Genomic DNA, 12,017 nt, shown 5'->3' on the forward strand with positions numbered 1-12,017 from the left:
CGCCGTCACCCCATTGTCACCCAGGAGCCTCCGGCCAGGCGAAGCGACATCGACCAGCGGCTATCCTGTGGGCATGACCGCATCGACTGGCCCACTCGACCGTTTCTATTGTGTGATCCCGGCTGGCGGGGTCGGCTCACGGTTGTGGCCGCTGTCGCGGGCGGATGCGCCGAAGTTTCTGCACGATCTGACCGGCTCGGGGCAGACGCTGCTGCGCGACACCTGGGACAGGCTCGCACCGATCGCAGGCGACCAGCGGATCATGGTCGTCACCGGGCGCGCGCACCGTGCGGCTGTCGAATCGCAGTTGCCGGATCTGGCGGACCCGAACGTCGTTTTGGAGAGCGAGCCGCGCGATTCGACGGCAGCGATCGGGCTGGCGGCTGCAATTCTCGAACGCCGTGAGCCGGGAGTGATCATCGGTTCCTTCGCCGCCGACCATGTCATCAGAAATGTGCGACTGTTCCATGCTGCTGTGACGGAGGCGATCGCGGCCGCCGATGCGGGCTATATCGCGACGATCGGCATAGAGCCGACGGAGCCTGCGGTCGGCTTCGGCTACATCCACTACGGCGCAGCATTGAGCATCGATGGGGCGCCGAGTGCCCGGGCAGTCAAGTCCTTCGTTGAGAAACCGGTGCTGCGCACGGCGAAGAAGTTCCTCGCGGACGGCACCTATCTCTGGAACGCCAGCATGTTCATCACCCGCGCCGATCGATTGCTCGAAGAGATCGGCCGTTCCGAGCCGGAGTTGCTCGCCGGGCTCACCGAACTCGCCGCGGTGTGGGATGACCCGGCGTTGCGCGGCCCCGCTGTCGATCGCATCTGGCCGGAGCTGAAGAAGATCGCCATCGACTACGCCGTGGCGGAGCCCGCCGCCGCAGCCGGGCGGCTTGCCGTGATCCCGGGCCACTTCGACTGGGACGACGTGGGCGACTTCGCGTCGCTCGCGAAGCTGAACAATGGGGGCCGCAAGTCGGATCTGGCGATCCTCGGCGCAAACGCACGGGTGCTCTCGGATGCCTCCAGCGGCATCGTGGTCAGCCAGAGCAATCGCGTGATCAGCCTGATCGGAGTGAAGGACATTGTCGTCGTCGATACCCCGGATGCCCTCCTGGTCACCACGAGCGAAAATGCGCAGCGGGTCAAGGCTGTCGTCGACGCGCTGAAGCTCTCCGGCTCCAGCGATGTGCTGTGACCCGCACTCGGGGGACACTGGGCACGCAGCGGCTTTGATCAGATGAGCAGCGTGTGCGCTGTGTGCTGCTCATCTGAGCAGGCGATAGTGGCCGATGGCCGAAAAATGACCCGAATATAACGCTGATGTAAAGAAAAGACGCCGTCATTCACCGGGTTCGCCACGTTCGGTAACGTTTGAGCAAGCGTGCGCGCACTCGCGCAGCCAAGCGATTTTGGAGGACACCTTGATTGTAAAAGCTCGAAAGGCCGCTCTTATCGGCCTTGCAGCCGCGAGCGTTGTTGCGATGCTTGCCGGCTGTGGATCAGCTCCCAGCAGCAGCTCGACGACTGGAGCGGCAAAATCCAAATTCCTTCCGTGCATCGTCTCGGACCAGGGTGGGTTCAACGACCGCTCGTTCAACCAGCTCGGTCTGGAAGGCGTGCAAGCAGCTGCGACCAAGCTCGGCACCAGCTTCAAGGAGGTGCAGTCGAAGACCGCGAACGACTACGCGCCGAACATCAAGAGCCTGATCAGCCAGGGCTGCAACATCATCGTTGCCTCCGGCTTCAACCTCGTCGCGCCAGTGAAGGCCGCGGCGACCGCGAACCCGAAGGTCAACTTCGTCATGGTTGACGACAACAGCATCACGCTCCCGAACGTGAAGCCCGTCGTCTTCGAGACGGATGAGGCCGGATTCCTCGCCGGCTACGCAGCAGCGAGCTACACGAAGACCGGCGTCATCGGCACCTACGGCGGCCAGAAGCTTCCGTCTGTGACGATCTTCATGGACGGCATTGCCGACGGTGTGAAGTACTACGACACCCAGAAGGGCAAGACCGTCAAGGTCATCGGCTGGGACGTCGCCTCGCAGGACGGACAGTTCACCAACAGCTTCACCGACCTGAACGTGTCCAAGACGCTCGCGGAGAGCATGCTCGGCCAGAACGCCGACATCCTCGCCCCGATCGGTGGCCCGATCTACCAGGGCGCCGGTGCGGCGATCAAGGCCTCCGGCAAGGATGTTGCCCTCCTCGGCAATGACGCGGATGTCTACCTCACCGATCAGAGCGGCTTCAAGGATCTGTTCCTCACCTCGATCATGAAGAACATCAAGCCGACGGTCACCACGATCGTCGAGCAGGCCGCGTCGGGCAGCACATTCGACAACAGCCAGTTCGTCGGCACGTTGAAGAACGACGGTGTGGGCATTGCTCCGTTCCACTCGTTCGCCTCCAAGGTCGACTCCGGCCTGCAGGCCGAGCTGGACACGATCAAGGCCAGCATCATCGACGGCACGATCAAGGTCGAATCGCCTTCGGGATTCAACAAGTAATCAAGGCACGCGACCTTCATGCGGGAGGGTCGGCTTCGGCTGACCCTCCCGCTCGCGTGTTGCATCCATTTGATCCACGATGACGTGGGTCGCAGAAGGTAGATTGACATCCATGGAGCTAGAACTTCGCGGCATTACGAAGCGGTTCGGGGCCTTGGTCGCAAACGACCACATCGACCTCACCGTTAAGCCCGGCGAAATCCACTGCCTACTCGGTGAAAACGGGGCAGGCAAATCAACCCTGATGAACGTTCTCTACGGCTTGTATCAGGCCGACGAGGGCGAGATCCTCATCGACGGTGTCGTGCAGCACTTTGCGGGCCCCGGCGATGCGATGGCCGCCGGCATCGGAATGGTGCACCAGCACTTCATGCTGATCCCGGTCTTCACGGTCGCAGAGAACGTGATGCTCGGCCACGAGCCGACCAAGTTCGGCGGGCGACTGGATCTTGCATCGGCGCGTGCGCGCGTGCGTGAGATCTCCGCGCAGTTCGGTTTCGACCTGGACCCGGATGCGCTGATCGAAGATCTCCCCGTCGGCGTCCAGCAGCGAGTCGAGATTATCAAGGCGCTGTCCCGTGACGCGAAGGTGCTGGTGTTCGACGAGCCGACCGCTGTGCTGACACCGCAAGAGACCGACGAATTGATGATCATCATGACGCAGCTCAAAGAGCGCGGCACGGGCATCGTGTTCATCACCCACAAACTGCGCGAGGTGCGAGAAGTCGCCGACCGCATCACCGTCATCCGACTCGGCAAGGTGGTCGGCGAAGCCGACCCCAAGGCCTCGAACGAGGAACTGGCCTCGCTGATGGTTGGCCGGTCGGTCGGCCTGTCCGTCGTCAAAGACCCGCCGAAGGTGGGCGAGGTCGCACTTGTCGTCAAAGGTCTCACCGCCGTGGATGCCCGCGGTATCGTCACCATCGACAACATCAGTTTCGACGTCAAGCGCGGCGAGATCCTGGCGATTGCCGGTGTTCAGGGCAACGGTCAGACCGAACTGACGGAGGCGCTCCTCGGACTGCAGAACCGCGTCTCCGGTCAGATCACCCTGGACGGCGAGGAACTGATCGGACGCAGCGTGCGCAATGTGCTCGACGCCGGCGTCGGTTTCATTCCAGAGGACCGCAACGAAGACGGTCTCATCGCCGAGTTCACGATTGCGGAGAACCTGATGCTCGATCGCTCCGATGGTGCTCCCTTCGTCAAAGGCGGCGGGCTGCGCCTGACCTTCCGCGATGACTTCGCCAAGGAGAAGATCGCCGAGTTCGATGTGCGTGCGCAAGGCATTGACACGCGAGCAGGGCAACTCTCGGGCGGAAATCAACAAAAGGTCGTGCTCGCGCGCGAGTTGAGTCGCGACCTCAGGCTCTTCGTCGCCGCTCAGCCGACGCGCGGGCTGGATGTCGGTTCGATTGAATTCGTTCACGAGCGCATCATCGCGACGCGCGACTCCGGCGTACCGGTGATCGTGGTCTCGACCGAGCTCGACGAAATCACCGCACTCGGCGACAGAATCGCCGTCATGTACCGCGGAAGAATCGTCGGAATCGTGCCGGGGAGCACCCCGCGAGAAATCCTCGGTCTGATGATGGCCGGCGAGAATCCGCCGGAGGCAATTGCGCTGGAAACTCAGGGAGCATCCGTATGAGCGAGACGACCGGTCAGGAACCCGAAGCCCCGGAGTTGCCCACCGCCCTCCAGCCGGATGCGGTCGAGGTGCAGGCAGAGGGTCTCGAGAAGGATCAGATCCCGCATCAGCAGCTGGCACCAAAGGCGAGCGAACCCGACCGAGAGCCGGAATCGCGCTGGACAGAAGCGCTGCGTGCCGCAACGACCGGCACGTTCGCGATCTCAGTATTGGCGATCTTCCTGTCACTTGTTGCCGGCGCCATCCTCATCGCCGTGACGAACCCGCAGGTGCAACAGGCCGCCGGATACTTCTTCGCGGCCCCGGGAGATACGTTCGCCGCCATCGGCAACGCCGTCGGCGGGGCTTATAGCGCGATGTTCAACAGCGCCATCTACAACTTCTCCGCTCCGACATTTGCGCTCGGCATCGAGTCGTTCACCAACACCTTGAGTATTTCAACGGCGATCATCGCGGCCGGGCTCGGCATCGCGTTGAGCTTCCGCGTCGGACTGTTCAACATCGGTGGTCAGGGGCAGATGCTCATCGCTGCGGCCGCGGCGGGACTGATCGGCTTCGACCTGCACCTTCCGGCCGGTCTCCACATCATCGTCGCTTTGGCTGCGGCGCTGGTCGGAGGCGCACTCTGGGCGGGTATTGCAGGCTTCCTCAAGGCGCGCACCGGCGCTCACGAGGTGATCGTGACGATCATGCTCAACTACATCGCACTGTATCTGCTGAGCTACCTGCTGACGACACCAGTGCTCCAGGCACCGGGATCGAATGACCCGAAAACACTGCCCATCCTGCCCTCGGCTCAATATCCTCCGTTATTCGGACACTCCTACGGCATCGACATCGGCTTCATCATCGTGATCCTCGTGACGATCGTGGTGTGGTGGCTGATGGAGCGCTCGAGCCTCGGATTCAAATTCCGAGCCGTCGGAGAGAATCCAGCAGCAGCGCGCACCGCCGGCATCAGTGTCAAAAGCATCTACGTCTGGACCATGGTGATCTCCGGAGCCTTGGTCGGCCTCGCCGCGGCATCCCAGGTGCTCGGTACGACACTGCTGGGCGGCTTCGGCAGCGACATCGACGCCGGAATCGGCTTCACAGCGATCACGGTCGCCCTGCTGGGCCGGTCCCGTCCTTTCGGCGTCTTCGTCGCAGGCATCCTGTTCGGTGCTCTGCAGAACGGTGGTCCGTCCATGCAGGCCGCCGTCGGAGTGCCGGTCGAGGTCGTCGCCGTCATCCAGTCCGTTGTCGTTTTGTTCATCGCCGCACCGCCGCTGGTGCGGGCTATCTTCCGTTTGCCTCCTCCGGTCGCCAAACGCACGTCTAAACGCGGCAAGGCCGCGAGTAAGGTGGTTGCGGGATGACCGCCGTGACGCCGCCCGCCGGCACAGCTTCAGCGCCCAGCGCCGCATCAGCATTCAAGGCCGCCACCGTAGTGGTGACCAGCTGGAAACTGCCGATCATCTTCGGCATCTTCAGCATCGTCAGCATCGTGCTGTTCGTGGTCTTGGGACGCCCCGGCAATTCGACGTTCTCGTTCGCTACAGGCACCGATTTCGTGCACTTGCCGAATATCACGGTCTCAGCAGTCCCCGTCGGAATCGCCGTGTCGATCATCGCTGTGCTGTTGACCATTGCCAGCGCAATCTACGTGGCGAACGGGCGCAAGGTTCCTCGCTGGATCGGGATCGTCTTCTCGCTTGTGGTCTTGTTCGGCTTCCTCACCTGGTCCGTTGTCGGTGAGACACTGCCCATCGCCGGCCTTCTGGCGGGCGCACTCGGGCTGAGCGTTCCGCTGATCTTCGGCTCGATGGGCGGCGTGCTCTCCGAACGGTCCGGCGTGGTCAACATCGCCATCGAGGGTCAGCTGCTGGCCGGCGCATTCACGTCGGCGTTCGTAGCGAGCATCACTAAGTCGCTGACCGCAGGGTTGATCGCAGCGATGGTTGCCGGGATGCTGGTCTCGATGCTTCTGGCGGTCTTCTCGATCACCTATATCGTCGACCAGGTCATCGTCGGTGTCGTCTTGAACGTGCTGATCGCCGGCATTACCGGGTTCCTGTATTCGTCGTTGCTGGCGAACAACACGGAGGCGTTCAACCTTCCGCCGAGCCTGCCGACGGTGCCGATACCGGTGCTCAGTTCGATTCCGCTGATCGGGCCTGTGCTGTTCAAACAGACGCTGATCGTCTACCTTGCCTACATCGCCGTTGCCCTCGTGGCCGTGTTCCTCTTCTGCACACGGTGGGGGCTTCGTGTGCGGTCAGTCGGCGAGCATCCGCAGGCTGCGGACACCGTCGGCATCAACGTGAACCGCACTCGGTTCTGGGCGGTGACGGCCGGCGGCGCAATCGCAGGCCTCGGCGGGGCATACTTCACACTCGGCTCCGGTGTGGGTTTCGTGCAGAACATGACTAACGGTGCCGGATATATCGCACTGGCTGCCGTCATCTTCGGCCGGTGGGACCCGATTCGCGCCACCATGGCTGCCCTGCTGTTCGGCTTCGCAGACAACTTGCAGAGCGTGCTGAGCCTGTTGAACGCGCCGGTGCCGAGCGAGTTCATGAACATGCTGCCCTACGTCGTGACGATCTTCGCCGTAGCCGGCCTGGTCGGATTCTCACGTGCTCCGGGGGCCGACGGAAAGCCGTACATAAAATCATGAGCTCGGACGAGAACGCACCGTTGTCGGGTGACATCGATTGGGGTGCTCTCCGCGAGGCGGCGCTTGACGCGATGGGCAACGCCTACGTGCCGTACTCGCAGTTCCCGGTCGGCGCCGCCGCACTGGTCACCGACGGGCGCATCGTCGCCGGTTGCAACGTGGAGAATGCCAGCTACGGCGTCACGCTGTGCGCAGAGTGCGGGCTCGTCTCCGCATTGCACATGAGCGGCGGCGGCCAGCTCGTCGCCTTCACCTGCGTCGACGGCAACGGCGAGACGCTCATGCCGTGCGGTCGTTGCCGCCAGCTGCTCTACGAACACTCAGTCGCGGGCATGTTGCTGGAGACCGTTTCCGGCATCCGCACCATCGACGAGGTCCTCCCGGATGCCTTCGGTCCTCGTCAACTCTCCGCGTACCGGGCTTCAGACCACTCGGCGGCCGAACGCAGAGACTCCGACCACTGAGGCTTCACCCACTGAGACTCCGCCTACTGAGACTCCGACCACTGAGACTCCGCTACTAAGGACATGATGACTGATCCTGCTGTTGAAGCCTTCGACACTGTCGACCTGATTCGAGCCAAGCGCGACCACCGGGAGTTGTCTACACCCGAAATCAATTGGCTCGTCGACGCATACACCCGCGGGTTCGTCGCCGATGAGCAGATGGCCGCGCTTGCCATGGCGATCCTGCTCAACGGTATGAACCGGCGCGAGATCCACGACCTCACCCTGGCGATGATCGCCAGCGGCCAGCGGATGAGCTTCGCCGGCCTCGGCAAGCCCACAGTCGACAAGCACTCGACCGGCGGAGTCGGCGACAAGATCACCCTGCCGCTGATGCCCCTTGTTGCATCATTCGGCGTCGCGGTACCGCAGCTGTCAGGCCGCGGACTGGGCCACACCGGCGGAACCCTCGACAAGCTCGAATCCATTCCGGGCTGGCGTGCCGATCTGACCAACGAGGAGATGTTTGCCCAACTGCGCGACTACGGCGGTGTGATCTGCGCGGCCGGCTCCGGGCTGGCCCCGGCGGACAAGAAGCTCTACGCCCTGCGCGACATCACCGGCACGGTCGAGGCGATCCCGCTGATCGCGTCGTCGATCATGTCGAAGAAGATCGCGGAGGGCACAGATTCCCTCGTGCTCGACGTCAAATTCGGCTCTGGTTCGTTCATGGGCGACATCGCGCGTTCGCGTGAGTTGGCCGAGACGATGGTGGCGCTCGGGCAGGATGCTGGAGTCGCGACATCCGCTCTGCTGACCGACATGAACGTGCCGCTCGGCCTGACGATCGGCAATGCGAACGAGGTGCGCGAATCCGTCGAGGTGCTCGCCGGTGGCGGACCTGCGGATGTCGTCGAGCTCACGATTGCGCTCGCCCGAGAGATGCTGACCCTCGCAGGTCAGCCGGACGCTGATGTCGAAGCGGCCCTGAAAGACGGCCGCGCGATGGACAGCTGGCGTGCAGTCATCCGAGCCCAGGGTGGCGACCCGGATGCCGCGTTGCCGATTGCACGCGAAACTCACGTTGTCGTCGCGGACCGCGACGGTGTGCTCGTGCAACAGGATGCGCTGCCGTTCGGCATCGCAGCCTGGCGCCTGGGTGCCGGCCGTGCCCGGCAGCAGGATCCCGTGCAGCATGCCGCAGGAATCGACTTGCACGCCAAGCCGGGTGACACTGTGCGCGCGGGCGAGCCGCTGTTCACGCTGAGTGCGGATGAGCCTGCGCGCTTCGAGCGGGCGCTTGCCGCGCTCGACGGCGCCTGGCGCATCGGCGACGCGGCCGAATACACGCCGCGAGGGCCGATCGTCGCCGAGCGCATCGCCTGACCCCCTTCGCCGGTCGAGTAGCGAGCGCCACCGAGCGTATCGAGACCCGGGTCTTGTGCGGTACAGAGTCTGGTTTCGAGACGCACTGCTCGCTGCGCTCGCGGTGCTCCTCAACCGGCGGTAATGCTGGTTGAGGAGGCCGCCCGCGGCCGTCTCGAAACCTGTGTCTTGTGCGGTACACGGTCTGGTTTCGAGACGCACTGCTCGCTGCGCTCGCGGTGCTCCTCAACCAACAACTTCTGCTGGTTGAGGAGGCCGCCCGCGGCCGTCTCGAAACCACTACTGCTCCTCAACCGGCGGCACTGTTGGTCGAGTAGCGAGCGCCGGCGAGCGTATCGAGACCCCGGTAGTCAGCCGATCGTGCGCACCGCATCGACCACGTGGTTCCAGAACTTCGGCGCGTCCAGGTCGACGGCGACCTGAGTCGTGCAGTCTGCCGGTGCGGGGGAGCGGAAGTCCGCAACCGTCATTCCGAGGGTGAGGGTGCCCGTGAGCTCAACATCCAGTGGCGCCGTGCGCACGGTCATCACCGTCGGATCGATCACATACGCCACGGCGCATGCGTCGTGCACCGGTGGCGAGTCGAAGCCCTGGGCATCCTTGTACGAGTGAGCGAAGAACGCAAGCAGATCGACGACGAGCCGCCCCGGACCCGTGTCGATCGCGGTGAAGCGCTCGACGACATCCGGGGTTGCCAACGCTTGGTGGGTGAGATCCAGGCCGACCATCGTCAACGGCCAGCGCTCGTTGAAGACGATGTGTGCGGCCTCGGGGTCGACGATGATGTTGAACTCCGCGGTCGCGCTCCAGTTGCCTGTCGCGTAGCCGCCGCCCATCAGCACCACCTCGCGCACCCGGTCCACGATGCGCGGTTCGCGGCGCGCGGCCATCGCGATATTGGTCAGCGGGCCGGTCGGCACCAGCGTGATCTCACCGGGCGTGTGGCTCATCACCGTGTCGATGATGAGGTCGACGGCGTGGCGGTCGTCCAGCGACACGGTCGGCACCGGGAGCTCGGGCCCGTCCATACCGCTGTCGCCATGGATACTTTCCGCGAACGACCGCGCCCGCACGAGCGGGCGGTCCAGGCCCGCCGCGATCGGCACATCGGTGATGCCGGCAATGGTCGCGACGGCCAAGGCATTTCGGGTGACTTTCTCGAGCGTCTGGTTTCCGGCGACCGTCGTGATGGCCGCCAGTTCGATCTCGGCGCTGCCGTGCGCGAGCAACATCGCAATGGCGTCGTCGTGCCCGGGGTCGCAATCGAGAATGATCGTGCGTGACATGGTGCGATCTCGTTCCATTTTCGTGGGTGAAATTAAACTTTGTATATGCAAGACTAGACGAATGACAACACTTGCCCAAGAGGGTGCAGCGCGAATCGAATGGATCCGTTCTCGGATGACCATGCTCGCCGAAATCCGCTCCGAACTACAGCAGACCACACCGTTCGCCGGCCATCGAATCGGCATGTCACTGCACTTGGAGCCGAAGACAGCCGTTCTGCTCGAGACGCTGGCCGCCGGCGGTGCCGAGATCGTTGCCACCGGTAACCACGGCTCCACTCAAGACGACGTCGTCGCGGCCCTCCGCGAAACCGGCATGACCCTGTTCGGGCGCCGCGACGACAGCATCGAACAGCACCACACCAACATCGCAGCAGTGCTTGATTCGAACCCGGACATGCTGCTCGACAACGGCGGTGATCTCGCTGCCGGAATCGTGGCTCGGGATGCTGCTGCGCACGTCATCGGCGGAACCGAGGAAACGACATCCGGCGGCTTGCGCCTGCGCGGCGAACTGGCGGGGCGTGTGCCGTTCCCGATGATCGTGATTAACGACAGCATGCTCAAAGCGATCGGCGAAAACCGGCACGGGGTCGGCCAGTCCGTACTGGAGAGCTTCATGCGCATCACGAACGTCATGGTGCCGGGCCGGCACGTGCTCGTCATCGGCTACGGCTGGTGTGGCCGCGGCATCGCAGAATCGTTCCGCGCGCTCGGAGCTCAGGTCGCGGTCGCCGAGGTCGACGAACTGAAGGGCTTCGAGGCCGCGCTCGACGGCTTCCGCGTCGGCAGCACGGCCGAACTTCTCGGCTGGGCGGATGTGGTGATCACCGCCACCGGGCAGCCCGGCGTTCTCAACGCGGCTGACTTTGCTCACCTGCGCGACGGTGTCATCCTGGCGAACAGTGGCCACTTCCCCTGGGAAATCGACGTGCCGGCGCTTCACGCAGCCAGCACCGGTTCACGCACGATTGCCGACGCGCTCGAACGCATCGACCTGCCAGACGGGCGTCATGTCATCCTGCTTGCGGAGGGCCGCATGGTCAACCTCGCCGGGCGCGACCCGAAGGGCAACTCACTCGAGGCCATGGATCTCGGCTTCATGCTGCAGGTGCTCTCGCTCGAACGTGTCGCGACGGTGCACGACGCTGCCGGGCACGACTCGACCGCGCACGACTCGACCGCACACGCCCTGCTCGCAGGCCCACAGCCGGTGCCGCGCGACATCGAGCGGCGCATAGCCCGCGCGTTCCTGAGCGCCCTCGACAGCGCACGCTGATCCGGCGCGGATTGACACAAGCCGATGCCCGACTACACCGTTCCCGCCCTGGAGAAGGGGCTCGACGTGCTCGAACTGCTCGCGAACACGGCGACCCCGCTCGGCCAGTCCGCGATCGCGGCGCAGCTCGGCCGATCGACCGGTGAGCTCTTCCGGGTGCTGCAAACGCTGGAGAGCCGCGCATACATCTCACGGGACGCCGATAGCGGCCTGTACCTGCTGACGACCCGGCTGCTCGATCTCGCCGGTAGGCAGCCCGCCCTGCGCGGTCTGATCCTGCGGGCGGCCGGCCCGATGAGCGCGCTCGCGAAGCGCACGGAACAGTCCTGCAACCTCGCGGTGCTCGACGGCGCAGAGGTGCGCATCATCGCCCAGCAGGAGAGCCCTGCCGACTTCGGCTTCCGGGTGCGTGTCGGTGCAGCGTTCCCGCTCGGAACGACCGCGACCGGTGCAGCGCTGTTGGCATTCTGCTCGCCGGATCAGCACGACGCGCTGCGCGCTGCGCTGGCCGAGGGCGGCGTGGCGAACGAGGCTCTCGATGACCGGATCGAACGCATCCGCTCGAGAGGATACGCCCGCGAGGAAGACGCCCGTCAGGCGGGCATCCTCGATCTGTCCTTCCCGGTTTTCGGAGCGGACGGAACGGCCGTCGCCGCGCTGACCGTGCCCTACGTCGCGACGAGCTACAGCGCGCACGATGCCGATGCGGTGACGGCTGAAATCGAATCGGCTGCGGCATCGATCTCGTGGCCGCTCGCCTCGTAGACTTGACCCGGCGCGCGTACTCGTGCGCAGCA

The 12,017-nt window shown here is 64.3% G+C and carries 10 protein-coding genes; 9 read left to right on the forward strand and 1 reads right to left on the reverse strand.

Annotated elements, in window-relative coordinates; translation table 11 throughout:
* The first annotated feature begins 73 nt into the window (after positions 1-73).
* From QU604_RS06965 to QU604_RS06995, 7 genes are all read left to right on the forward strand, one after another.
* Positions 74-1,198 carry a mannose-1-phosphate guanylyltransferase gene (locus QU604_RS06965; protein WP_308468080.1) on the forward strand — a complete coding sequence of 375 codons (1,125 nt, stop codon included), beginning with the start codon at positions 74-76 and terminating at the stop codon, positions 1,196-1,198.
* Positions 1,199-1,424: 226 nt separating this feature from the next.
* Complete coding sequence (locus QU604_RS06970; protein WP_308468081.1) at positions 1,425-2,513, forward strand: BMP family lipoprotein; 1,089 nt, start codon at positions 1,425-1,427, stop codon at positions 2,511-2,513.
* Positions 2,514-2,625: 112 nt separating this feature from the next.
* Positions 2,626-4,164: an ABC transporter ATP-binding protein gene (locus QU604_RS06975; RefSeq protein WP_308468082.1), complete on the forward strand. Its 1,539-nt coding sequence runs from the start codon at positions 2,626-2,628 to the stop codon at positions 4,162-4,164.
* Positions 4,161-5,522 carry an ABC transporter permease gene (locus QU604_RS06980; protein ID WP_308468083.1) on the forward strand — a complete coding sequence of 454 codons (1,362 nt, stop codon included), beginning with the start codon at positions 4,161-4,163 and terminating at the stop codon, positions 5,520-5,522. Before QU604_RS06975 ends, QU604_RS06980 begins: the two co-directional genes overlap by 4 nt.
* Entirely contained in the window at positions 5,519-6,823 is a 1,305-nt protein-coding gene (locus tag QU604_RS06985) for an ABC transporter permease (RefSeq protein WP_308468084.1), read from the forward strand. The genes QU604_RS06980 and QU604_RS06985 overlap by 4 nt, the downstream gene beginning before the upstream one ends.
* Complete coding sequence (locus QU604_RS06990; protein WP_308468085.1) at positions 6,820-7,287, forward strand: cytidine deaminase; 468 nt, start codon at positions 6,820-6,822, stop codon at positions 7,285-7,287. The genes QU604_RS06985 and QU604_RS06990 overlap by 4 nt, the downstream gene beginning before the upstream one ends.
* 66 nt (positions 7,288-7,353) lie before the next feature.
* Positions 7,354-8,655: a thymidine phosphorylase gene (locus QU604_RS06995; RefSeq protein WP_308468860.1), complete on the forward strand. Its 1,302-nt coding sequence runs from the start codon at positions 7,354-7,356 to the stop codon at positions 8,653-8,655.
* Between the two features lie 350 nt (positions 8,656-9,005).
* Here QU604_RS06995 and uriH read toward each other — a convergent pair whose 3' ends face one another.
* Entirely contained in the window at positions 9,006-9,941 is a 936-nt protein-coding gene (gene uriH, locus QU604_RS07000; protein WP_308468086.1) for a uridine-preferring nucleoside hydrolase UriH, read from the reverse strand.
* Here uriH and QU604_RS07005 point away from each other — a divergent pair.
* Both QU604_RS07005 and QU604_RS07010 read left to right on the forward strand, forming a co-directional pair.
* Entirely contained in the window at positions 9,925-11,220 is a 1,296-nt protein-coding gene (locus QU604_RS07005) for an adenosylhomocysteinase (protein ID WP_308468087.1), read from the forward strand. The genes uriH and QU604_RS07005 overlap by 17 nt on opposite strands.
* A 24-nt stretch (positions 11,221-11,244) precedes the next feature.
* Positions 11,245-11,985 carry an IclR family transcriptional regulator gene (locus QU604_RS07010; protein WP_308468088.1) on the forward strand — a complete coding sequence of 247 codons (741 nt, stop codon included), beginning with the start codon at positions 11,245-11,247 and terminating at the stop codon, positions 11,983-11,985.
* Positions 11,986-12,017: the final 32 nt, after the last annotated feature.

This window comes from Rathayibacter sp. SW19 (assembly GCF_030866825.1).
Classification (GTDB): Bacteria; Actinomycetota; Actinomycetes; order Actinomycetales; family Microbacteriaceae; genus Rathayibacter_A; species Rathayibacter_A soli.

Coding starts and splice junctions, on each gene's coding strand:
- QU604_RS06990 (WP_308468085.1), top strand. CDS start 6,820: ATGAGCTCGGACGAGAACGCACCGTTGTCGGGTGACATCGATTGGGGT.
- QU604_RS06965 (WP_308468080.1), top strand. CDS start 74: ATGACCGCATCGACTGGCCCACTCGACCGTTTCTATTGTGTGATCCCG.
- QU604_RS06995 (WP_308468860.1), top strand. CDS start 7,354: ATGACTGATCCTGCTGTTGAAGCCTTCGACACTGTCGACCTGATTCGA.
- QU604_RS06985 (WP_308468084.1), top strand. CDS start 5,519: ATGACCGCCGTGACGCCGCCCGCCGGCACAGCTTCAGCGCCCAGCGCC.
- QU604_RS06980 (WP_308468083.1), top strand. CDS start 4,161: ATGAGCGAGACGACCGGTCAGGAACCCGAAGCCCCGGAGTTGCCCACC.
- QU604_RS07010 (WP_308468088.1), top strand. CDS start 11,245: ATGCCCGACTACACCGTTCCCGCCCTGGAGAAGGGGCTCGACGTGCTC.
- QU604_RS07005 (WP_308468087.1), top strand. CDS start 9,925: ATGATCGTGCGTGACATGGTGCGATCTCGTTCCATTTTCGTGGGTGAA.
- uriH (WP_308468086.1), bottom strand. CDS start 9,941: ATGTCACGCACGATCATTCTCGATTGCGACCCCGGGCACGACGACGCC.
- QU604_RS06975 (WP_308468082.1), top strand. CDS start 2,626: ATGGAGCTAGAACTTCGCGGCATTACGAAGCGGTTCGGGGCCTTGGTC.